Genomic DNA, 23,059 nt, shown 5'->3' on the forward strand with positions numbered 1-23,059 from the left:
TGAGCATCGCCCCGGCGGATCCCGGCCCGCACCGGGGCCGCCAACAGGATTCCAGGAGAGACACCATGGCCAACCGTCTGAGCAACGACTTCCAGTTCATCGACGTGGGTCGCCAGGACCCGCAGAAGAAGGACGCCCGCACCCGTGCGCGGCAGTTCGCCGAGATCTACGAGCCCTACAAGCCCCAGGAGGCGGCCAGCCAGGCGCACCGCTGCCTGCACTGCGGCAACCCCTACTGCGAGTGGAAGTGCCCGGTCCACAACTACATTCCCAACTGGCTGCAGCTGGTCAGCGAGGGCAACATCCTCGAGGCCGCCGAGCTTTCCCACAAGACCAACTCGCTGCCCGAGGTGTGCGGGCGGGTCTGTCCCCAGGACCGCCTCTGCGAGGGCGACTGCACCCTCAACGACGGCTTCGGGGCCGTCACCATCGGCTCGGTGGAGAAGTACATCACCGATACCGCCTTCGCCATGGGCTGGCGCCCGGACATGTCCCGGGTCACCTGGACCGACAGGAAGGTGGCCGTCATCGGGGCCGGCCCGGCGGGCCTGGGCTGCGCGGACATCCTGGTGCGCAACGGCGTGAAGCCGGTGGTGTTCGATCGCAATCCGGAGATCGGCGGCCTGCTGACCTTCGGCATCCCCGAGTTCAAGCTCGAGAAGACCGTCATGGAACGCCGTCGCGCGGTCTTCGAGGAGATGGGCGTGGAGTTCCGCCTCAACGTGGAGATCGGTCGCGACATCGACTTCGAGCGCCTGCTCGAGGAGTACGATGCGGTCTTCATGGGCATGGGCACCTACAAGTACATGGAGGGCGGCTTCCCCGGCGAGAACCTCCCGGGAGTTCACAAGGCCCTCGACTACCTGATCGCCAACGTCAACCACTGCCTGGGCTTCGAGAAGGATCCCGGCGACTACATCTCCTTCAAGGGGCAGCGCGTGGTGGTGCTGGGCGGCGGTGATACCGCCATGGACTGCAACCGCACCGCGATCCGCCAGGGGGCGACCGGTGTGACCTGCGCCTACCGCCGCGACGAGGAGAACATGCCGGGCTCGCGCCGCGAGGTGGCCAACGCCCGGGAGGAGGGCGTGGAGTTCCTGTTCAACCGCCAGCCGGTGGCCGTGGTGGGCGAGGGCAAGGTCGAGGGGGTGAAGGTGGTGCGCACCCGCCTGGGCGAGCCCGACGACAACGGCCGCCGCCGCCCCGAGGTGGTGCCGGGCTCCGAGGAGGTGATTCCGGCCGATGCCGTGGTGGTGGCCTTCGGCTTCCAGCCGAGCCCGGCCCCCTGGTTTGCCGATGCCGGCATCGAGCTCGACGAGCGCGACCGGGTCAAGGCGCCGGATCAGGGCGATTTCCCCTTCCAGACCAGCCACGAGAAGATCTTCGCCGGCGGCGACATGGTGCGCGGCTCCGACCTGGTGGTCACCGCCATCTACGAGGGTCGCCAGGCCGCCGAGGGAATCCTCGATTACCTGGGGGTGTAAGGACGGGGGACGCTGAGAGCCAGTAGGAGGGCAGCTCTGCTGCGCGACTGGCGCCGTCAGGCGCCCGGCGGTGTTGTCCTGGTTGGGCTGCCGATGGGAGGCCTTCGGCCTCCAGTCGCGAGGCAGAGCCTCCCTCCTACAGTGGCCCGGGTTAGAGCGTCGTCAACGTTGAACTTACCGAACAGGCCTGTCGCCGGGTAGGCCGCGGATCAGGCCGCCGACCTGAAATTGAGCCATTGGTCGTATTCTGCTAGTCTGTCGTCCCATCCTGGCGCGGCTTCCTGCCGAGCCTCATGATCACGTTTCGACAGGTTCTCCATGACACGATATATCTTCGTGACCGGCGGCGTTGTGTCCTCCCTCGGCAAGGGCATCGCGTCGGCCTCGCTGGCGGCGATTCTCGAGGCGCGCGGCCTCAAGGTCACCATGCTCAAGCTCGACCCGTACATCAACGTGGACCCGGGAACCATGAGCCCCTTCCAGCATGGCGAGGTGTTCGTCACCGAAGATGGCGCCGAGACCGACCTCGACCTGGGCCACTACGAGCGTTTCATCCGCACCAAGATGACCCAGGGCAACAACTTCACCACCGGCCGGGTCTACGAGCACGTGCTGCGCAAGGAGCGCCGCGGCGACTACCTGGGCGGCACCGTGCAGGTGATCCCGCACATCACCGACGAGATCAAGCGCCGGGTCTATGCCGGTGGCGAGGGCTTCGACGTGGCCCTGGTGGAGATCGGCGGCACCGTGGGCGACATCGAGTCGCTGCCCTTCCTGGAGTCGATCCGCCAGATCAGGAGCGAGCTCGGGGCCAACCGGGCGATCTTCATGCACCTGACGCTGGTGCCCTATATCAAGACCGCCGGCGAGACCAAGACCAAGCCGACCCAGCACAGCGTCAAGGAGCTGCGCTCCATCGGCATCCAGCCGGACATCCTGATCTGCCGCAGCGAGGTGGAACTCGAGGAGACCGAGCGCCGCAAGATTGCCCTGTTCACCAACGTGGAAGAGCGCGCGGTCATTCCGCTGCAGGATGCCGACACCATCTATCGCATTCCGCTGATGCTCCACGAGCACGGCCTGGACGAGATCGTCTGCGACAAGCTGCGCCTCACGGCCGACGAGGCCGACCTCTCGGAGTGGGTCAAGGTGCTCGATGCCAAGCTCAACCCGCTCAAGTCGATCAACATCGCCATGGTCGGCAAGTACATGGAGCTGCTCGACGCCTACAAGTCCCTCAACGAGGCGCTGATCCATGCCGGCATCCAGACCCGGGTCAAGGTCAACGTCGACTACATCGACTCCGAGGACATCGAGCGCCACGGCACCGAGCGGCTGGCCGGCAAGGACGCCATCCTGGTCCCCGGCGGCTTCGGCGAGCGCGGCGTGGAGGGCAAGATCGCCACCGCGCGCTTCGCCCGCGAGAACGGCATTCCGTATCTCGGCATCTGCCTCGGTATGCAGGTCGCGGTGATCGAGTTCGCCCGCCACGTGGCCGGCTGGGAGGACGCCGACTCCACCGAGTTCACCCACGACACCCAGCACCCGGTGGTGGGCCTGATCACCGAGTGGATCACCCCCGAGGGCAAGATCGAGCTGCGCGATGCGGCCTCAGACCTGGGCGGCACCATGCGCCTGGGTGGCCAGGTCTGCCAGCTGAAGGCCGGCAGCAAGGCCCGCGAGGCCTACGGCAGCGACGAGATCGTCGAGCGCCACCGCCACCGCTACGAGGTCAACGACCAGTTCGTCGAGCAGCTCGAGCAGGCGGGCCTGGTGGTCTCCGGCCGCAGCGTCGACAACTCCCTGGTGGAGATGATCGAGCTGCCCGACCACCCCTGGTACGTGGCCTGCCAGTTCCACCCGGAGTTCACCTCCACGCCCCGTGACGGCCACCCGCTGTTCACCGGCTTCGTCAACGCGGCGCTGGAGCACAAGGCGGCGCGCACCCGCGCGCAGTCCTCCCACCAGGAGTGAGGCCCATGTCAGCCACGACCCCGACCGTGCCCGAGCGCTATATCGAGGTGGCCGACCTCACCATCGGCAACTCGCTGCCCCTGGTGCTGTTCGGCGGCATGAACGTGCTGGAGTCCCGCGAGATGGCCCTCGAGGTCGCCGAGGCCTACGTCGAGGTGACCGGCCGCCTCGGCATGCCCTATGTCTTCAAGGCGAGCTTCGACAAGGCCAACCGCAGCTCCATCCACTCGTTCCGCGGCCCGGGGCTGGAGAAGGGGCTCGAGATCCTGGCCGAGGTGAAGTCGCGCCTCAACGTGCCGATCATCACCGACGTCCACGAGCCCTGGCAGGCCGCCCCGGTGGCCGAGGTGGCCGACGTGATCCAGCTGCCGGCCTTCCTGGCGCGCCAGACCGACCTGGTGGTGGCCATGGCCCGCACCGGTGCGGTGATCAACATCAAGAAGCCGCAGTTCCTGGCCCCCCACGAGATGCGCCACATCATCCGCAAGTGCGAGGAGGCCGGCAACGACCGCCTGATCCTCTGCGAGCGGGGCGCAAGCTTCGGCTACAACAATCTGGTGGTGGACATGCTCGGCTTCGGCGAGATGAAGCAGACCGGCTATCCGCTGTTCTTCGACGTCACCCACTCGCTGCAGCGCCCGGGCGGACGCTCCGACAGCGCCGACGGTCGGCGCGCCCAGGTGGCCGAGCTGGCCCGGGCCGGCGTGGCCGTGGGGCTGGCGGGCCTCTTCCTGGAGGCCCACCCGGACCCGGATGCCGCCCTGTGCGACGGCCCCTGCGCGCTGCCCCTTGACCGGCTCGAGCCCTTCCTGGCGCAGCTCCAGGCCATCGACCGGCTGGTCAAGGGCTTCGCGCCGCTCGAGATCCAATAACGACTCTTCACGCTGACACGACAAAAGGAAACTCGCATGACCAAGATCGTCGACATTCGCGCCCTCGAGGTGCTCGACTCCCGCGGCAACCCGACCGTGCAGGCCGAGGTGCGTCTGGAGAGTGGTGCGGTGGGCGTGGCCTGCGCGCCCAGCGGAGCCTCCACCGGCTCCCGCGAGGCCCTGGAGCTGCGCGATGGCGACAAGAGCCGCTATCTCGGCAAGGGCGTGCTGAAGGCCGTCGAGGCCGTCAACGGCGCCATTCGCGAGCGCCTGGTCGGCATGGATGCCCGCGACCAGCGGGGCCTCGACGACGCCATGCTGGCGCTCGACGGCACCGACAACAAGGCCAAGCTCGGCGCCAATGCCATCCTGGCGGTGTCCCTGGCCGCCGCCAAGGCCGCGGCCAATGCCAAGGGCATGCCGCTCTACGCCCATATCGCCGAGCTCTATGGCCAGCCGGGCCAGTACCGCATGCCGGTGCCGATGATGAACATCCTCAACGGTGGCGAGCATGCCGACAACAACGTCGACATCCAGGAGTTCATGGTCCAGCCGGTGGGCGCGCCGAACTTCCGCGAGGGCCTGCGCATGGGGGCGGAGATCTTCCACGCCCTGAAGAAGGTGCTCTCCGCCCGCGGCCTCTCCACCTCGGTGGGCGACGAGGGGGGCTTCGCGCCCAACCTCGAGTCCAACGCCGAGGCCCTGGCGGTGATCAAGCAGGCCGTGTCGGATGCCGGCTACCAGCTGGGCAGCGACGTGACCCTGGCCCTGGACTGCGCCTCCTCGGAGTTCTTCAAGGATGGCCAGTACGACCTCGCCGGCGAGGGCAAGCAGTATGACGCCGCCGGCTTCGCCGACTACCTGGCCGGCCTGTGCGACGACTATCCCATCGTCTCCATCGAGGACGGCATGGACGAGTCCGACTGGGACGGCTGGAAGGCGCTGACCGACAAGCTGGGCGACCGCGTGCAGCTGGTCGGCGACGACCTCTTCGTCACCAATACCCGGATCCTCAAGCGCGGCATCGACGAGCAGATCGGCAACTCGATCCTGATCAAGTTCAACCAGATCGGTTCGCTCTCCGAGACCCTCGATGCCATCCGCATGGCCCAGGATGCCGGCTTCACCGCGGTGATCTCCCACCGCAGCGGCGAGACCGAGGACACGACCATTGCCGACCTCGCGGTGGGCACCTGTGCCGGCCAGATCAAGACCGGCTCGCTCTGCCGCTCCGACCGGGTCGCGAAGTACAACCGCCTGCTGGTGATCGAGCAGGAGCTGGGTGACCGCGTGGCCTATCCGGGGCTCTCGGCCATCAAGGGCCAGTAAGCGAACACTGTTGTCTTTCGCGGGAACCCTTGTAGGAAATTGCTGACATCTGGCCGACGATATTGGCTCGTGTCAGCCGAGAAGACCGATGCTTATGGCGTCGGTCTTTTTTTATATCATTGTTTTTAAAGTGTTTTATTTTATTTCTTCCATGCGACCTGAAGGGGCGACTGACGACGACTCGCCGCGTGGCGCGCTTGTGTTGCAATGCAGCTCTGCCACAATGGACTCGGGACAAGGAGGTGCAGCGATGGACCTCCGGCAGGATGCAACGGGATGCTTGAAGTGATGCGTCCGGTGCGGCAGGAGGCCGCTTCCGGGCAGGGAAGACATCACGGGAGTCGGGCGGAAGGATCCGCTCAAGGAATGGCTGGGAGCGGGCGGCCTGCGGGCCGCCTTTTTTGACCCGGTGTTCTCCTTCTTCGCACGGTCAGAAACGACAGCGCCGAATGTCTCTCGACATTCGGCGCTGTCGTTTGCCCGTGGGTGAAGTCGCTTCAGCGCTCGAGCTGTTCCAGCTTGCCCGGCTTGCCATCCCACTCCTCGGCGTCGGGCAGCGGATCCTTCTTCTCGCTGATATTGGGCCACACCTCGGCGAGCTCCGCGTTGATCTCGATGAAGGGCTCCTGGCCCTCGGGCAGCTCGTCCTCCGAGAAGATCGCCTCGGCGGGGCACTCCGGCTCGCAGAGGGCGCAGTCGATGCACTCGTCGGGGTGGATGACCAGGAAGTTGGGGCCCTCGTAGAAGCAGTCCACCGGGCAGACCTCGACACAGTCGGTGTACTTGCACTTGATGCAGTTCTCGGTGACGACGAACGTCATGCCACTCTCCCTTCCTCGGGCCGGCGTCGCTCGGCCACTGTGGATAGTTGATGAAACGGTTATAAAAGCCGAGTTTCTTATGCTAAGGCGGCGGTGAATCAGACCATTCTAGTCGTGGCCCCATGGCCCCGCAAGCGGTGCTGGGCTCCGTCTCGGCGCTGATCCGTCGGCAGGCCTGCGAGGAGGCGCTGTGGACCCATCCCTGGGCGCTACCGATGCCATCCCTGGCATAGTACCTCCTCTTCAGCCTGCCCCCGGAGCGCCTCGTGATACGCCTAACTATAAGGATTCCCGCCAGCGGTAGAGCAGCGCCAGGGCCTGGCGCGGGGTCAGGTCGTCCAGGGCCAGGCCGCCGAGCTCCTCCACCAGCGGGTGGGGAGCGCTGGCGAAGAGGTCGCTCTGCAGCGGTGCCGGGGCGGCGCCCGAGGCCGGTCGGCTGCCCTGGTCGATCTCCTGCTGCTCCAGCTGGGCGAGTTTCTCCCGGGCCCGGGCGATCACCCCCTGGGGCACGCCGGCCAGCTGCGCCACCTGCAGGCCATAGCTCTGGCTGGCCGGGCCTTCTTCCACCCGGTGCATGAAGACGATGCCGTCGCGGTGCTCGGCGGCCGTCAGGTGCACGTTGGCCACCCCCTCGGCCTGTTCGGCCAGGGCGGTCATCTCGAAGTAGTGGGTGGCGAACAGCGTGAAGGCACGGCTACGGGTCAGGTGCTCGGCGCTGGCCCAGGCCAGCGAGAGGCCGTCGAAGGTGCTGGTGCCGCGGCCGATCTCGTCCATCAGCACCAGGCTGTGGTCGGTGGCGTTGTGCAGGATGTTGGCGGTCTCGGTCATCTCCACCATGAAGGTGGAGCGCCCGCCGGCCAGGTCGTCCGAGGAGCCGATGCGGGTGAAGATGCGGTCCACCGGCCCGATCTCGGCCTCGTCCGCCGGCACGAAGCAGCCGGTGTGGGCGAGCAGGGTGATCAGTGCCGCCTGGCGCATGTAGGTGGACTTGCCGCCCATGTTGGGGCCGGTGATCACCAGCATGCGCCGCTCATCGCCCATGACCAGGTCGTTGGGCACGAAGGGAGCATCGGAGACCCGCTCCACCACCGGATGACGGCCGCCGCGGATGGCGATGCCCGGCGCCTCGGCCAGCCGCGGACGCACGAAGTCCAGGGCCTGGGCGCGCTCGGCGAAGGCGCACAGCACGTCCAGCGCCGCCAGCGCCCGGCCGGTGGCCTGCAGCGCCGGAAGCTCGGCATTCAGGGTGTCGAGCAGCCCGTCGTAGAGCAGCTTCTCCCGGGCGAGGGCTCGCGACCTGGCGGACAGCGCCTTGTCCTCGAACTCCTTGAGTTCGGGAATGATGAAGCGTTCGGCGTTCTTCAGGGTCTGGCGGCGGACGTAGTCCACCGGTGCGTCCCGTGCCTGGGCGCGGGGGATCTCGATGTAGTAGCCGTGGACCCGGTTGTAGCCCACCTTCAGGCCGGGCAGGCCGGTGCGCTCGCGCTCCCGGGCCTCCAGCTTCACCAGGTAGTCGCCGGCGTGCTCGGCGAGCCCGCGGTGCTCGTCCAGCTCGGCGTCGAATCCCTCGGCGATCACGCCGCCGTCGCGGATCACCACCGGCGGGTTCTCCACCAGGGCGCGGGTCAGGGTATCCGCGAGTGCCGGATAGGGGCGGACATGGCGGCGCAGCTCGTCCAGCGTCGTCCCTGCGGGGTAGGGGGCGATCGCGGCCTCGAGCTCGGGCAGGGCATTGAAGGCATCGCGCAGCCGGGCCAGGTCCCGCGGACGGGCGCTGTAGAGGGCCACCCGGGCCAGGATGCGCTCCACGTCGCCGATCGCCTTGAGCGCGTCGCGCAGTGCCGCGAAACCCTCGTCCTCCAGCAGCAGGGCCACGGCGGCCTGACGGGCCCCGACCTGCTCGCGGTCGCGCAGCGGCCGGTTGAGCCAGCGCTTGAGCAGCCGCGAGCCCATGGCCGTCGCGGTGGTGTCGAGGACGCTGGCCAGGGTGTTGTCCCCCGTGCCGCCGAGGTTGACGTCGATCTCCAGGTTGCGGCGGCTGGCGGCGTCGATCACCACGGCGTCGTCGCGGCTCTCCACGCCGATGGCGGTGACATGGGGCAGCCGCGAGCGCTGGGTGTCCCGGGCGTACTCGACCAGCACCCCGGCGGCGGTGATGGCGACGGTGAGGTGGGCGCAGCCGAAGCCGCGCAGGTCCTGGACCTCGAACTGGTCGCACAGCAGGCGCGTGGCGGTTTCCAGATCGAACAGCCAGTCGCTCTGGCGGCGCAGTCCGCGCCGGCCCTCCAGGGGGGCCGGCAGGGCCAGGCTCTCGGGGACCAGCAGCTCGGCGGGGTCGAGGCGCTGGAGCTCGGCGAGCATCTCGCTCTCGCCCTCGACCTCGAGCACGCTGAAGCGGCCGCTGGAGAGCTCCAGCCAGGCCAGTCCCCAGCGCTCCGCGGTCGGGTGGATCGCCACCAGCAGGTTGTCGCGCCGGGCATCGAGCAGCGCCTCGTCATAGAGGGTGCCCGGGGTGACGATGCGCACCACGCGCCGCTCCACCGGCCCCTTGCTGGTGGCCGGGTCGCCGATCTGCTCGCAGATCGCCACCGACTCGCCGGCGGCCACCAGGCGCGCCAGGTACCCCTCGGCGCTGTGATAGGGCACGCCGGCCATGGGAATCGGCTTGCCGGCGGACTGGCCGCGCTGGGTCAGGGTGATGTCGAGCAGCGCCGCGGCGCGCCTGGCATCGTCGAAGAACAGCTCGTAGAAGTCGCCCATGCGATAGAAGAGCAGCACCTCGGGGTGCTCGCGCTTGATCGTCAGGTACTGGGCCATCATCGGCGTGTGTTGGGGGCTGGCGGCCTGTGACATCGGGGATCCTGTTGGGGCTCTGCACTCGCTGGCAAAAGCCAGTATTCTAGCGTCCAGGCAGCGGCTCCGTCAGGAGCGATTGCAGATGACTCAGGAGGTCTTGCCCATGCCCCATTCCCCCGCCAGCCTTGCCAACCTCGACCTGGCCACCCTGGCCGAGCGCCTGGGACGCCGCTGCCGCGAGCAGGGCGTGACGATCACCTGCGCCGAATCCTGCACCGGCGGCGGGGTGGCCAGCGCCATCACCGCGGTGGCCGGCAGCTCCGACTACTTCGAGACCGGCTATGTCACCTACTCCGACGCCGCCAAGCGCCGCCTGCTGGGCGTGCCCGAGGCGCTGCTCGAGGCCCATGGCGCGGTGAGTCGCGAGGTCGTCGAGGCCATGGTGGCCGGCGCCTGCCGCGACAGCGGTGCCGGGCTCGGCGTGGCCATCAGCGGCGTGGCCGGCCCGGGCGGCGGCAGTGCCGAGAAGCCGGTCGGCACCGTGTGGCTCGCCTGGGGCGATGCCGAGGGCCAGCAGGCGGAGCGCCACCGCTATCCGGGGGACCGCCGCGCCGTGCGCGAGCAGGCGGTGCGCGAGGCCCTGGTGGGGCTGCTGCGCCGGCTCGAGGCGCACTGACCCGGGGGGGGGGCGGTGACTTTCCTCTCTTCTCCCTAGGCGAGCGCGATTTTTTTCGCCATACTACTGTGCAGTCATACAGTACATAGACACCCCAACGACCTGATCAGGAGGCCCGTGATGGCTCAGGACGACAACCGCTCCAAGGCGCTGAGCGCCGCGCTTTCCCAGATCGAGCGCCAGTTCGGCAAGGGCACCGTGATGCGCCTCGGCGATGCGCCGCGGGTGGTCATGCCCTCGGTCTCCACCGGCTCGCTGGGGCTCGACATCGCGCTGGGCATCGGCGGCCTGCCCTTCGGCCGGGTGGTCGAGATATTCGGCCCGGAGTCCTCGGGCAAGACGACGCTGACCCTGTCGGTGATCGCCCAGGCCCAGAAGCAGGGCAAGACCTGCGCCTTCATCGACGCCGAGCATGCCCTGGACCCCAGCTACGCCGAGAAGCTCGGCGTCAACCTCGACGACCTGCTGGTCTCCCAGCCGGACACCGGCGAGCAGGCCCTGGAGATCTGCGACATGCTGGTGCGCTCCGGCGGCGTCGACGTGATCATCATCGACTCGGTGGCGGCGCTGACGCCCAGGGCCGAGATCGAGGGCGAGATGGGCGACTCCCACGTCGGCCTGCAGGCGCGCCTGATGTCCCAGGCGCTGCGCAAGATCACCGGCCACATCAAGAACGCCAACTGCCTGGTGGTGTTCATCAACCAGATTCGCATGAAGATCGGCGTGATGTTCGGCAGCCCGGAGACCACCACCGGCGGCAACGCCCTCAAGTTCTACTCCAGCGTGCGCCTGGACATCCGCCGCACCGGCTCGGTCAAGCAGGGCGACGAGGTCACCGGCAACGAGACCCGCGTCAAGGTGGTCAAGAACAAGGTGGCCCCGCCGTTCCGCCAGGCCGAGTTCCAGATCCTCTACGGCAAGGGCATCTACCACGCCGGCGAGGTGATCGACCTGGGCGTGCAGTGCAACCTGGTCGACAAGGCGGGCGCCTGGTACAGCTACCAGGGCAACAAGATCGGCCAGGGCAAGGCCAACGCCGCCCAGTTCCTCGAGGACAACCCGGCCATCATGGAAGAGATCGAGAGCCAGATCCGCGCCCAGCTGCTCGCCGCCCCGGCCCCGAAGGAGGAGGCCGAGGAAGCGGTCCCCGCCGGGAGCGACCGCGAGGACGACCTGCTGTAAGCCATGTTCGACAGGGTCGCCAACCACGATGCCACGCCGCGGGATGACGCCATTCGCCTGCTGGCCCGGCGCGAGTACTCCCGCGCCGAGCTGGCCGCCCGGCTCGCGGCAAGGGGGCACGAGGCGGCGGCCATCGCCGAGTGCCTCGATGCCCTGGCCGACCAGGGCCTGCAGTCCGACGCCCGCTTCGCCGAGGGCTTCCTGCGCTCGCGCCTCCTGCGCGGCCAGGGGCCGCTGAAGATCCGTGCCGAGCTCGAGCGGCGCGGCATCGACCGCGAGCTCATCCGCGCCGCCCTCGACGAGGCCGCCGCGGCGCCCGAGGCGGCGGGCGAGGCCGACTGGCACGCCCTGGCCTGTGAGACCCTCGCCCGGCGCTTCTCCGGCCCCGGCGACACCCCCCGCGAGCGCGCCCGCCGCGAGCGCTTCCTGGCCGGTCGCGGCTTCGACTTCGAGCAGGTGCGCCACGCCCTGGATCACGCCTGGGACTCGGCGCCGGATCTCGGCTAGTTGCACGATCCGCCCCGTTCTTGCGGGTGTTGCCTCTTCAGTCCCTTGACAGCTGCGCTATAATGGGTCCCTTTGCGGACGCCCCGGGTGGCCTCGTTGCGACGGCCACCCCGCCCATCGCCACGGATACCCCATGAAAAGCGCAGACATCAGACAGGCCTTTCTGAGTTACTTCGAGGAGCACGGCCACACCGTCGTGCCCTCCAGCTCCCTGGTACCGGGCAACGACCCGACCCTGCTGTTCACCAACGCCGGCATGGTGCCGTTCAAGGACGTCTTCCTGGGCCGTGACCCGCGTCCCTACGTGCGGGCAACCTCGTCCCAGCGCTGCGTGCGCGCCGGCGGCAAGCACAACGACCTGGACAACGTCGGCTACACCGCCCGCCACCACACCTTCTTCGAGATGCTGGGCAACTTCAGCTTCGGCGACTACTTCAAGCGCGACGCCATCCGCTTCGCCTGGACCTTCCTCACCGAGACCCTGGGCCTGCCCAGGGAGAAGCTGTGGGTCACGGTCCACGTCAGCGACGACGAGGCCGAGGCGATCTGGAAGGAGGAGATGGGCATTGACCCGGCGCGCTTCTCGAAGCTCGACGAGGACAACTTCTGGCAGATGGGCGACACCGGCCCCTGCGGCCCGAGCTCCGAGATCTTCTATGACCACGGCCCCGAGGTGTGGGGCGGTCCTCCGGGCAGCCCCGAGGAGGACGGCGATCGCTACATCGAGATCTGGAACCTGGTGTTCATGCAGTTCGATCGCGATGCCGCAGGCACCCTGCATCCGCTGCCCAAGCCCTCCATCGATACCGGCATGGGCCTGGAGCGCATCGCCGCGGTGATGCAGGGTGTGCACTCGAACTACGAGATCGACCTGTTCCAGAACCTGCTCGAGGCCGCGGCGCGTCATACCGGCCACGCCGACACCCGCAACCCGTCGCTGCGGGTCATCGCCGACCATATCCGCTCCTGCGCCTTCCTGGTTGCCGATGGCGTACTGCCCTCCAACGAGGGGCGCGGCTACGTGCTGCGCCGGATCATCCGCCGCGCCATCCGGCACGGCCACAAGCTGGGCGCCCAGGGCAACTTCTTCCACCGGCTGGTGGGGGCCCTGGACGCCGAGATGGGCGCCGCCTATCCCGAGCTGCGCGAGGCGCGCCAGCAGATCGAGCGGGTGCTGCTCAAGGAGGAGGAGCAGTTCGCCCGCACCCTGGAGCACGGCATGGGCCTGCTCGAGGAGGCCCTGGCCGGCCTGGATGGCGAGGTGCTGCCCGGCGAGACGGTGTTCAAGCTCTACGACACCTACGGCTTCCCCTATGACCTGACCGCCGACGTCTGCCGCGAACGCGGCGTGACCCTTGACGAGATCGGCTTCGAGCGTGCCCTGGAGGCCCAGCGCGAGCGTGCCCGGGCCGCCAGCCAGTTCGGCGCCGACTACGGGGCGGCACTCGAGCTCGAGGGCGAGACCACCTTCACCGGCTACGACCGCCTCGAGGACCGTGCCAGCGTGACGGCCCTCGTCGACCGCGACGGCCACGCCCTGGAGGGGCTGGCGCCCGAGCAGCGCGGCATCGTGGTGCTCGACCGCACCCCCTTCTATGGCGAGTCCGGCGGCCAGGTGGGCGACACCGGCTACCTGCACCTGTCGGGCGGTGGCCGCTTCCTGGTCACTGACACCCAGAAGCAGTCCGGGCACCACCTGCACCACGGCGTGCTGCTCGAGGGCACGCTTGCCATGGGCGACGAGGTGCGTCCCGAGGTCAACGCCGAGCTGCGCGGTGCCACCATCCGCAATCACTCCGCCACCCACCTGATGCACAAGGCGCTGCGCCTGGTGCTGGGCGACCACGTGGCCCAGAAGGGCTCGCTGGTGACCCCGGAGCGCCTGCGCTTCGACTTCAGCCACTTCGAGCCGATGACCCCGGAGCAGCTCGCCGAGGTGGAGCGCCTGGTCAACGAGCAGATCCTGGCCAATGCGGCCACGAAGATCGAGCAGATGAGCCTGGACCAGGCCAAGGCCAAGGGAGCGGCGGCCCTCTTCGAGGCCAAGTACGCCGACAATGTGCGAGTGCTGACCATCGGCGCCGACGACTTCTCCATCGAGCTGTGCGGCGGCACCCACGTGGCTCGCAGCGGCGACATCGGCTGCTTCCATATCGTCAGCGAGCAGGGCATCGCCTCCGGCGTGCGTCGCGTCGAGGCGATCACCGGCGAGGGGGCGCTGGCCTGGTTCCGCGAGCAGGAGGCCCGGCTCGCCCGCATCGGCGAGCGCCTCAAGGCCAAGCCCGAGCAGGTCGAGGAGCGCGTCGAGTCGCTGGTGGAGCGCAACCGCGGCCTGGAGAAGGAGCTCGAGCGGCTCAAGGCCAAGCTGGCCAGCGCCGCCGGCAGCGACATGCTGAGCCAGGCCCGCGAGGTCGCCGGGGTCAAGGTGCTGGCCACCCGCCTGGAGGGCGTCTCCGGCAAGGAACTGCGCAACGTCCTGGACCAGCTCAAGAACAAGCTGGGCTCCGGCATCGTGGTGCTCGGCGTGGCGGACGCCGAGGCCGGCAAGGTCAGCCTGATCGCCGGCGTCACCGACGACCTCACCGGCCGGGTCAAGGCCGGCGAGCTGGTCAACCACGTGGCCTCCCAGGTCGGCGGCAAGGGCGGCGGCCGTGCCGACATGGCCCAGGCCGGTGGCAGCGACGTGGCGGCCCTGCCGGGGGCCCTGGAGAGCGTTCCCGGCTGGGTCGAGGAGCGCCTCGCGTAAGAGATGTTGCAGGGCCGGTCGCCGCAGGGCGCCGGCCCTGTTCGTAGAGAGTCACCTTTCACTCATCCGGGCGCACGCGCCCGACTCACGAGGGAAAAATCGCAGATGGCACTATACGTACAGAAATTCGGCGGCACCTCGGTGGGCTCCGTGGAGCGCATCAAGGCCGTGGCCGAGAAGGTCAAGGGCTTCCGCGACAACGGCCACCAGGTCGTGGTCGTGGTCTCCGCCATGAGCGGCGAGACCAACCGCCTGATCGGCATGGCCAACGAGATCAACGACGAGCCGACGCCGCGGGAGATGGACATGCTGGTCTCTACCGGCGAGCAGGTCACCATCTCGCTGCTGGCCATGGCCCTGCACAAGCTCGGCGTGCCGGCTACCTCCTATACCGGTTCCCAGGTGGGCATCCTCACCGACAGCGCCCACACCAAGGCGCGTATCCAGCGTATCGAGACCGACGAGATGCGCGAGGACCTGGACGAGGGCAAGGTGGTGGTGGTGGCCGGCTTCCAGGGGGTGGATGAGGAGGGCAACATCACCACCCTCGGCCGTGGCGGTTCCGATACCACCGGCGTGGCCCTGGCCGCGGCCCTGGGCGCCGACGAGTGCCAGATCTACACCGATGTGGATGGCGTCTACACCACCGACCCCCGCGTCTGCTCCAAGGCCCAGCGCCTCGACACCATCACCGTCGAGGAGATGCTGGAGCTGGCGAGCCTGGGCTCCAAGGTCCTGCAGATTCGCGCCGTCGAATTTGCCGGCAAGTACAATGTCGCGCTGCGCGTGCTGTCCAGCTTCGAGGATGGCCCCGGCACCCTGATCGTTGCAGACTCCGACCAAGACGAGGACTCCATGGAAGAACCGCTGATCTCCGGCATCGCCTTCACCGCCAACGAAGCCAAGCTGACCCTGCTCAACACCCCCGACGTGCCGGGCGTGGCCTCGCGCATCCTCGGGCCGATCGCCGATGCCAACATCGAGATCGACATGATCGTCCAGAACGTGGCGCCGGCCGGTGACTACACCGACTTCACCTTCACCGTCGCCAAGGGCGACTACAAGCAGACCATGAAGATCCTCCAGGAGCAGGTGATTCCCGACCTGGGCGGCGGCGAACTGCGTGGCGACGACAACATCGCCAAGGTCTCCCTGGTGGGGGTGGGCATGCGTTCCCATGCCGGGGTCGCCTCGAAGTTCTTCCGCGTGCTGGCCGACGAGAACATCAACATCCGCATGGTCTCCACCTCCGAGATCAAGATCTCCGTGGTGATCGACGAGAAGCACATGGAGCTGGCGGTCAAGGCGCTGCACAAGGCCTTCGGCCTCGACAAGAGCGATATCGAAAGCGAATAAGGCCTGCCCCGGGGCGCCGGCACCATCTACGCTGACAGGGAAACCCGTGACGCGCCGTGCACGGCGCTTCCCTTCTGCAGGGGCGCCGGTGTGTCATGGCTCCGATGCATTGGTCACGGAGGACGTCATGCCACATAATGAGGCGGCGCGGTTCCATCGGCGTGTATCCCGTTGCCGGAAAGCCTTAGAACAAGCCTGAGAAGGAGATCAGCCATGCTCATCCTGACCCGCCGAGTCGGCGAGACCCTGATGATCGGAGATGACATCACCGTTACGGTCCTGGGTGTGAAGGGAAACCAGGTCCGTATCGGCGTCAACGCCCCCAAGGACGTCGCCGTGCATCGCGAGGAGATCTACCAGCGCATCCAGCGCGAGAAGGCCGAGGAGGGCAGCGGCGGCCAGGAAGGGTGAATGTCCTGCCGGCGCAACGGCCCTGCTGAAAAAAGACGCCGGGGTCGCTGGACAAAGGCCTTCAGAAACGGTAAGATATGCGCCGTGTCGATGAGGGAGAGGTGGCCGAGTGGCTGAAGGCGCTCCCCTGCTAAGGGAGTATGGGGTTTATAGCCTCATCGAGGGTTCGAATCCCTCCCTCTCCGCCATTTTCGACGCATGAAGATCAAGCGCCCGTAGCTCAGCTGGATAGAGTACCTGACTACGAATCAGGTGGTCGGAGGTTCGAATCCTCCCGGGCGCGCCATCTTCCTCCAGGTTCCACGTGATGGCGATTCACGCTAACCCTCGCTCTACGCGCCCGTAGCTCAGCTGGATAGAGTACCTGACTACGAATCAGGTGGTCGGAGGTTCGAATCCTCCCGGGCGCGCCAGATTTCGACCCGTCCTCCTCGCGAGGGCGGGTCTTCTGCTTTCGGGCTCGAGCCGGGCCCACCCCTTTCTGCTAGCTGGATCGACGGCGTGCGAGCGCACGGGTCGATTCCGCGATCGTTTGAGGCGCCGTCACTTCCGTGACGTGCGCCTCTTTTTTTTCTTCATCGTCTCCCAGCGCCCCGGCTCAGGCGGGCTGCGCAGCGTTTGCCTGGCGCGCGTCATCGGCCGCCAGGCCGAGCAGCAGGTCGTCCAGCCGGGTGAGACGCTTCAGCGAGGCGAAGCGGCGTGCCGCCTCGGCATCCCGGGCGCGCATCTGGTTGAGCCACTGCTTGACCAGCGAGGCGACCACGCGCTCGGGAAGTGTGCTACGCTGCAATGCAGCAAAGCGGGCGAGGATCTCGGCCCGTGCCCGCCAGGGCGTCGCGGGCAGGGTCTCGCCGGTGGCCTGCCAGTGGCGGATGCGGTGGGCGAGCCAGGGGTCGGCCAGGGCCCCGCGCCCCAGCATCACGTCGTCGCACCCCGAGAGGGTGCGGGCACGCCAGTAGTCCTCCAGGCTCCAGATATCGCCATTGGCGACGACCGGAATCGAGAGGCGCCGGCGGATGCGGCCGATCCACTCCCAGTGGGCGGGCGGGCGGTAGCCCTCGTCGCGGGTGCGCCCATGCACGACCAGCTGACGGGCGCCGGCCTCCTGGGCCGCCAGGGCGCAGGCCAGCGCCAGGCGGCGATCCGCGAAGCCCAGGCGAACCTTGGCCGTCACCGGGATCGCCTGGCCCACGGCGTCATGGACCGCTGCCACGGCGTCATGCACGCGGCCAGGGTCGCGCAGCAGCGAGGCGCCGCCGTCGTGGCGGTTGACCAGCTTGGCGGGGCAGCCGAAGTTGAGGTCGAGGCTCACGGCGCCCAGGCGCAGCGCCTGGCGGGCGTTGGCGGCCAGCGCCTCGGGGTCGGAGCCGAGCAGCTGCAGGTGCACCGGCACGCCGCTGGGGGTGGCGACTTCGGGCAGTGTCAGCTCGGGGCAGTGCTTGTGGAAGACGCGGGGCGGCAGCCGGGCATCGACGACGCGCACGAACTCGGTGACCGCCCAGTCGAAGCCCGGCAGGCGGGTCAGCAGCGCCCGGGTATGGGCGTCGATGACCCCCTCCATCGGGGCGAGGCCGATGCGACCCGGTGCTCCTTGTAGTAAATTAACAACTCTGACTTCCACCATGTCCCCATTGCAATCTGTCGTGAATGTGGCAGGTTATACCATCCGAAAAAATGCGCAATCCACCCTGTTGCTGAACGATCGGCGCAAGGTGGCGACAAGAATCAGGAGACCGCTGGATGCAGGATATCGAGCTTCTACACGAGGGCCTGGCCCTGATGGGTCTCGGCATGGGGTTTGTTTTTGTTTTTCTTACCGTGCTGGTGATCACCACGACCCTCATGTCGCTGACCCTCCGGCGCTTCGCGCCCGAGCCGGCCAAGCCCGCCAGCGGCAGCGCCCGTCCTCCGGCCCCGCGCCAGGAGGACGAGGAGCTGATGGTGGTGATTGGCGCCGCCCTGCATCGCTACCGTCAGCGCCATCGCCGCTGACGGTCTCCCCCCTTTCGCCTTTCCGACTCCCTAAAATGACAAGGTCACTCCCATGACTGACAACGCTCGCCCGCTCGGCATCACCGACGTCGTCCTGCGTGATGCCCACCAGTCGCTCTTCGCCACGCGCCTGCGCCTGGATGACATGCTGCCCATCGCCGAGAAGCTCGACCGCGTCGGCTTCTGGTCGCTCGAGTCCTGGGGGGGCGCCACCTTCGACGCCTGCATCCGCTACCTGGGCGAGGATCCCTGGGAGCGCATCCGCGAGCTCAAGGCGGCCATGCCCAACACCCCCCAGCAGATGCTGCTGCGCGGACAGAACCTGCTGGGCTATCGCCACTACGCCGATGACGTGGTGGACCGCTTCGTCGAGCGCGCGAAGACCAACGGCGTCGACGTGTTCCGCGTCTTCGACGCCATGAACGACCCGCGCAACCTGGAGCGCGCCATCCAGGCGGTGCGCGACGTCGAGGGCCACGCCCAGGGCACGCTCTCCTATACCGTGAGCCCGGTGCATACCCTGGACGGCTGGGTCGAGCTCGGCAAGACCATCGCCGGCATGGGCGCCGATTCCCTGTGCATCAAGGACATGGCCGGCCTGCTCAAGCCCTACGATGCCTATGAGCTGGTGACCAAGCTCAAGGCCGCGGTGGACATCCCGATCCACATGCAGTGCCACGCCACCACCGGCCTCTCCACCTCCACCATCGTCAAGGCCGCCGAGGCCGGCATCGACAATGTCGACACCGCCATCTCCTCGATGTCCATGACCTACGGCCACAGCCCCACCGAGTCGGTGGTGGCGATCCTCCAGGGCACCGAGCGCGACACCGGCCTGGACCTCGAGCTGCTCGAGGAGATCGCCGCCTACTTCCGCGAGGTGCGCAAGAAGTACGCCGCCTTCGAGGGCTCGCTGAAGGGCATCGACTCGCGCATCCTGATCGCCCAGGTGCCGGGCGGCATGCTCACCAACATGGAAGGCCAGCTCAAGGAGCAGGGCGCCGGCGACAAGCTCGACGACGTGCTCCAGGAGATCCCGCGGGTCCGCGAGGACCTGGGCTTCATCCCGCTGGTCACCCCTACCTCGCAGATCGTCGGCACCCAGGCGGTGATGAACGTGATGATGGGCAGCCGCTACAAGTCGATCTCCAAGGAGGTCCAGGCGCTGCTCAAGGGCGAGTATGGCGCCGCGCCGGCCGAATTCAACCGGGAGCTGCAGGCCCGCGTGCTGGAGGGCAAGGCACCCATCACCTGCCGTCCCGCCGACCTGCTCGAGGCGGAGATGGACAAGCTGACCAAGGAGCTCAAGGAGAAGGCCAAGGCCGACGGCATCCGCCTGGCCGAGGGCGAGCGCACGATCGACGATGTGCTCACCTATGCGCTGTTCCCGCAGATCGGCCTGAAGTTCCTGAAGAACCGTGACAACCCCGACGCCTTCGAGCCGGCGCCCCAGGCCCCGGAGGCCGGCGCCAACCTGCCGGCCGCTTCGCCGCAGGCCGAGGCCAAGGCGCCTGCCGTCAGCGGCGGCGCGCCGGCCGGCCCCGAGACCTACACCGTCAAGGTCAACGGCAAGCAGTACGTGGTCGAGGTAGCCGAGGGCGGCGAGATCGGCCAGGTGGCCGAGAAGGACGCGGCCGCCACGCCCGCCGAGAGCGCCCCGGCGGCCCCGACCGGCGAGGCCATCACCGCGCCGCTGGCGGGCAATATCTTCAAGGTCAACGTGCGCGAGGGCGACAGCGTCGCCGAGGGCGACGTGGTGATCATCCTCGAGGCCATGAAGATGGAGACCGAGGTGCGTGCGGCGAGCGCCGGCACCGTGTCGGCCATCAAGGTCAGCGAGGGCGACAGCGTCGCCGTCGGTGACGTCCTGATCGAGCTCTGAGGGGCCTTCCCATGGATAAGCTGGTAACCCTCTGGTACGGCTCGGGGGCCTACAACCTGACCCCCGGCCAGGCCGTGATGATCCTGGTCGGGCTGGGGCTGCTGTATCTCGCCATCGCCAAGAAGTTCGAGCCGCTGCTGCTGGTGCCGATCGGCTTCGCCGGCATCCTCGCCAATATCCCCGAGGCGGGTCTTGCCATCTCGGCGCTGGACCAGGCCATCGAGGTGGCGCGCCCCGCGGTGCTGCAGCAGATCGCCGCCGCCCTCGGGGCCACCCTCGACCCGCTGGCCGGTGAGGAGGCCTGGCGCAGCACCCTGAAGCTGATCGTCGATGGCGGCGCCTCGCCGGACCAGCTGCGGGCCGCCAAGGACGTGGCCATGAACGTCGGCTACGGCGACGGCCTGCTCTACGTCTTCTACAAGGTCGCCGTGGAGTCCGGCATCGCCCCGCTGATCATCTTCATGGGCGTGGGCGCGATGACCGACTTCGGCCCGCTGCTGGCCAACCCGCGGACCCTGTTCCTGGGCGCGGCCGCGCAGTTCGGCATCTTCGCCACCCTGTTCGGCGCGGTGGGCATGTCGGCCATGGGCTGGATGGACTTCTCGCTCAACCAGGCCGCCGCCATCGGCATCATCGGCGGCGCCGACGGCCCCACCTCGATCTACGTGTCGAGCGTGCTGGCGCCGGAGCTGCTGGGTGCCATCGCGGTGGCCGCCTACGCCTACATGGCGCTGGTGCCGATGATCCAGCCGCCGATCATGAAGCTCTTGACCAGCAGGAAGGAGCGCGAGATCACCATGACGCAGCTGCGTCCGGTGTCGAAGCTCGAGAAGATCGTCTTCCCGCTGGCCCTGCTGGTGCTGGTGGCGCTGTTCCTGCCGGATGCCTCGCCGCTGCTGGGGATGTTCTGCTTCGGCAACCTGATGCGCGAGTGTGGCGTGGTGGAACGTCTGACCGACACCGCCCAGAACGCCCTGATCAACATCGTCACCATCGTGCTGGGCCTGGCCGTAGGCTCCAAGCTGATGGCCGAGAGCTTCCTGGCGGTGGAGACCCTGGGCATCATGGGGCTGGGCATGGTGGCCTTCGCCATCGGCACCGCGGCCGGGGTGCTGATGGCCAAGCTGATGAACCTGGTCAGCAAGATGCCGATCAACCCCCTGATCGGCGCCGCCGGCGTCTCCGCGGTGCCCATGGCAGCCCGGGTCGCCAACAAGGTGGGGCTGGAATCCAACCCGCACAACTTCCTGCTGATGCACGCCATGGGGCCCAACGTGGCCGGGGTGATCGGCTCGGCGGTGGCCGCGGGGGTGATGATCAAGTACCTGGGCTGAGGCCCACCGGTACCCCATGCGGTACCTCCATGCCAACGCCAACGGCGCCCCTCGGGGCGCCGTTGGCGTATCCGGGCCGGCGGTTACCTCACCAGGGCAGCACGGCTCCGTCGGTGCGGGGTTCGGTGCCGCCACAGAGCACCCCGGTCTCCGGGTCGCGCAGGATCACCTGGCCGCGGCCGAAGCTCAGGCTGTCGGCCACCTTGACGATGTGGTGGCCGCGGCGCGCCAGGGCCTGGGCCAGGTGGTCGGGGAAGTGCGGCTCGACCTCGACGGTCCTGCCCCGGGTCCACTTCCAGCGGGGCATGTCGAGGGCCGCCTGGGGGTTGAGGTGGTCGTCGAGCATCCCGGTGATCACCTGGACATGCCCCTGGGGCTGCATGAAGCCGCCCATCACCCCGAATGGCCCCACGGCCTCGCCGTCTCGGGTGATGAAGCCGGGGATGATGGTGTGGTAGGTGCGCTTGCCGGGCGCCAGGACATTGGGATGCTCGGGGTCCAGCGAGAAGGACCAGCCGCGGTTCTGCAGGCTGATGCCGGTGCCCGGGACCACGATCCCGGAGCCGAAGCCTTTGAAGTTGCTCTGGATGAACGACACCATGTTGCCGTCGGCATCGGCGGTGGCCAGGTAGACGGTGCCGCCCATGATCGGGTTGCCATGTACCGGGTCCAGCGCGGTGTCGCCGATCAGGCTGGCGCGGGCCTTGAGGTAGTCGTCGGCAAGCATCTGCTCGACGCTCGGCCCCATGGCGTCCGCCTCGGTGATGTAGCGCAGGCCATCCACGTAGCCCAGCTTGGTGGCCTCGATGCGGCGATGCAGGGTCTCCACCGGGTCGCGTCCCTCCTCGCCCATGCGCTCGAGCATGCCGAGCGCCTGCAGCGCGATCATGCCGCTGCCGTTGGGGGGAATCTCCCAGATGTCGTGGCCGCGGTAGCGGGTGCTGATTGGCTCGACCCACTCGGGGCTGAAGTCGGCCAGGTCCTCGCGGCGCAGCAGGCCGCCATGCTCGCGGAAGAAGGCATCGATCCGGTCCGCCAGTTCCCCCTCATAGAAGTCTCGGGCGTGGCTCCCGGCAATGGCGCGCAGCGTGCGGGCGTGGTCCGGCGACGACCAGAGCTCGCCGGGACGCGGGGCATGGCCCTTCGGCGCGAAGGTGGCGAACCAGGGCAGGAAGGCCGGATCGTCGTAGCGGGAATAGCTCTCGTGGGCGTCCTCCCACATCTGGTTGACGATCGGCGAGACCGGGAAGCCCTCCTCGGCCAGGGCGATGGCCGGGGCCAGCAGGTCGGCAAACGGCAGCTTGCCGAAGCGCTCGGAGAGGGCGGCCCAGGCGGCCGGTGCGCCCGGCACGGTCACCGGCAGCAGGCCGTGCTCGGGCACGCGCTCATGGCCCAGGGCCTGGATCGCCTCGGGGGTCGCGGCCCGGGGCGCCGGGCCGCTGGCGTTCAGGCCGTGGAGTGCGCCGTCGATCCACACGATGGCGAAGGCATCGCTGCCGATGCCGTTGGAGGTAGGCTCCACCACGGTCAGGGCCGCCGCCGTGGCGATGGCGGCATCCACGGCGTTGCCGCCCTGCTGCAGGATCTGCATGCCGGCCTGGGCGCCCAGGGGCTGCGAGGTGGCGACCATGCCGCGACGGCCGAAGCTGGCGGTGCGTCGCGAAGGGCTCGGGTAGTAGCGTGCATCATGCCGCATG

Annotated in this window: 17 protein-coding genes and 3 tRNA genes; 16 read left to right on the forward strand and 4 right to left on the reverse strand. The window is 68.3% G+C overall.

Going from position 1 to position 23,059, the window contains the following annotated elements; genetic code table 11:
* The first annotated feature begins 65 nt into the window (after positions 1-65).
* The 4 genes from BDK63_RS07620 (at position 66) to eno (ending at position 5,659) form a co-directional block, all read left to right on the forward strand.
* Positions 66-1,484 carry an FAD-dependent oxidoreductase gene (locus tag BDK63_RS07620; protein ID WP_183330770.1) on the forward strand — a complete coding sequence of 473 codons (1,419 nt, stop codon included), beginning with the start codon at positions 66-68 and terminating at the stop codon, positions 1,482-1,484.
* Positions 1,485-1,802: 318 nt separating this feature from the next.
* Positions 1,803-3,458 carry a CTP synthase gene (gene pyrG, locus BDK63_RS07625; protein ID WP_183330771.1) on the forward strand — a complete coding sequence of 552 codons (1,656 nt, stop codon included), beginning with the start codon at positions 1,803-1,805 and terminating at the stop codon, positions 3,456-3,458.
* Positions 3,459-3,463: 5 nt separating this feature from the next.
* Positions 3,464-4,330, forward strand: coding sequence for a 3-deoxy-8-phosphooctulonate synthase (kdsA, locus tag BDK63_RS07630; protein WP_183330772.1), 867 nt, complete (start codon positions 3,464-3,466; stop codon positions 4,328-4,330).
* A 36-nt stretch (positions 4,331-4,366) separates the two neighbouring features.
* Entirely contained in the window at positions 4,367-5,659 is a 1,293-nt protein-coding gene (eno, locus tag BDK63_RS07635) for a phosphopyruvate hydratase (RefSeq protein ID WP_183330773.1), read from the forward strand.
* A gap of 497 nt (positions 5,660-6,156) precedes the next feature.
* Here the strand turns inward: eno and fdxA are convergent, their stop codons facing one another.
* Both fdxA and mutS read right to left on the reverse strand, forming a co-directional pair.
* A complete protein-coding gene (gene fdxA / locus BDK63_RS07640) occupies positions 6,157-6,480 on the reverse strand; it encodes a ferredoxin FdxA (protein ID WP_102627034.1) in 324 nt (107 codons plus the stop codon).
* A gap of 279 nt (positions 6,481-6,759) precedes the next feature.
* Positions 6,760-9,333, reverse strand: a complete 2,574-nt coding sequence (gene mutS / locus BDK63_RS07645) for a DNA mismatch repair protein MutS (protein ID WP_183330774.1) — start codon at positions 9,331-9,333, stop codon at positions 6,760-6,762.
* Positions 9,334-9,439: 106 nt separating this feature from the next.
* Here mutS and BDK63_RS07650 point away from each other — a divergent pair, with 106 nt between their 5' ends.
* From BDK63_RS07650 to BDK63_RS07690, 9 genes are all read left to right on the forward strand, one after another.
* Complete coding sequence (locus BDK63_RS07650) at positions 9,440-9,952, forward strand: CinA family protein (RefSeq protein WP_183330775.1); 513 nt, start codon at positions 9,440-9,442, stop codon at positions 9,950-9,952.
* Between the two features lie 120 nt (positions 9,953-10,072).
* Entirely contained in the window at positions 10,073-11,134 is a 1,062-nt protein-coding gene (recA, locus tag BDK63_RS07655; RefSeq protein WP_183330776.1) for a recombinase RecA, read from the forward strand.
* A 3-nt stretch (positions 11,135-11,137) separates the two neighbouring features.
* Positions 11,138-11,641, forward strand: a complete 504-nt coding sequence (locus BDK63_RS07660) for a regulatory protein RecX (RefSeq protein WP_183330777.1) — start codon at positions 11,138-11,140, stop codon at positions 11,639-11,641.
* A 133-nt stretch (positions 11,642-11,774) separates the two neighbouring features.
* On the forward strand, positions 11,775-14,387 hold the full coding sequence (alaS, locus tag BDK63_RS07665; RefSeq protein ID WP_183330778.1) for an alanine--tRNA ligase: 2,613 nt from the start codon (positions 11,775-11,777) through the stop codon (positions 14,385-14,387).
* A 105-nt stretch (positions 14,388-14,492) separates the two neighbouring features.
* Complete coding sequence (locus BDK63_RS07670; protein ID WP_183330779.1) at positions 14,493-15,743, forward strand: aspartate kinase; 1,251 nt, start codon at positions 14,493-14,495, stop codon at positions 15,741-15,743.
* Positions 15,744-15,956: 213 nt separating this feature from the next.
* Positions 15,957-16,154: a carbon storage regulator CsrA gene (gene csrA, locus BDK63_RS07675; RefSeq protein ID WP_183330780.1), complete on the forward strand. Its 198-nt coding sequence runs from the start codon at positions 15,957-15,959 to the stop codon at positions 16,152-16,154.
* A 95-nt stretch (positions 16,155-16,249) separates the two neighbouring features.
* Positions 16,250-16,342 (forward strand) — tRNA-Ser (locus tag BDK63_RS07680).
* Between the two features lie 21 nt (positions 16,343-16,363).
* A tRNA-Arg gene (locus BDK63_RS07685) sits at positions 16,364-16,440 on the forward strand.
* A 50-nt stretch (positions 16,441-16,490) separates the two neighbouring features.
* Positions 16,491-16,567: transfer RNA gene (locus BDK63_RS07690), tRNA-Arg, on the forward strand.
* A gap of 185 nt (positions 16,568-16,752) precedes the next feature.
* On the opposite strand, the gene BDK63_RS07695 is transcribed toward BDK63_RS07690, so the two are convergent.
* The gene (locus BDK63_RS07695; RefSeq protein WP_183330830.1) at positions 16,753-17,715 is read right to left on the reverse strand and encodes a tRNA dihydrouridine synthase; all 963 of its coding nucleotides are present in this window, start codon (positions 17,713-17,715) and stop codon (positions 16,753-16,755) included.
* Positions 17,716-17,894: 179 nt separating this feature from the next.
* On the opposite strand from BDK63_RS07695, the gene BDK63_RS07700 reads away from it, so the two are divergent.
* The 3 genes from BDK63_RS07700 to BDK63_RS07710 are packed head-to-tail and all read left to right on the forward strand — an operon-like array spanning position 17,895 to position 21,362.
* Positions 17,895-18,146, forward strand: coding sequence for an OadG family protein (locus BDK63_RS07700; protein WP_183330781.1), 252 nt, complete (start codon positions 17,895-17,897; stop codon positions 18,144-18,146).
* Positions 18,147-18,198: 52 nt separating this feature from the next.
* Positions 18,199-20,028, forward strand: coding sequence for a sodium-extruding oxaloacetate decarboxylase subunit alpha (oadA, locus tag BDK63_RS07705; protein WP_183330782.1), 1,830 nt, complete (start codon positions 18,199-18,201; stop codon positions 20,026-20,028).
* A gap of 11 nt (positions 20,029-20,039) precedes the next feature.
* On the forward strand, positions 20,040-21,362 hold the full coding sequence (locus tag BDK63_RS07710) for a sodium ion-translocating decarboxylase subunit beta (protein ID WP_183330783.1): 1,323 nt from the start codon (positions 20,040-20,042) through the stop codon (positions 21,360-21,362).
* An 88-nt stretch (positions 21,363-21,450) separates the two neighbouring features.
* On the opposite strand, the gene BDK63_RS07715 is transcribed toward BDK63_RS07710, so the two are convergent.
* On the reverse strand, positions 21,451-23,058 hold the full coding sequence (locus BDK63_RS07715; RefSeq protein ID WP_183330784.1) for a gamma-glutamyltransferase family protein: 1,608 nt from the start codon (positions 23,056-23,058) through the stop codon (positions 21,451-21,453).
* Position 23,059 lies beyond the last annotated feature (1 nt).

The organism is Halomonas campaniensis (assembly GCF_014193375.1).
Taxonomy (GTDB): domain Bacteria; phylum Pseudomonadota; class Gammaproteobacteria; order Pseudomonadales; family Halomonadaceae; genus Halomonas; species Halomonas campaniensis.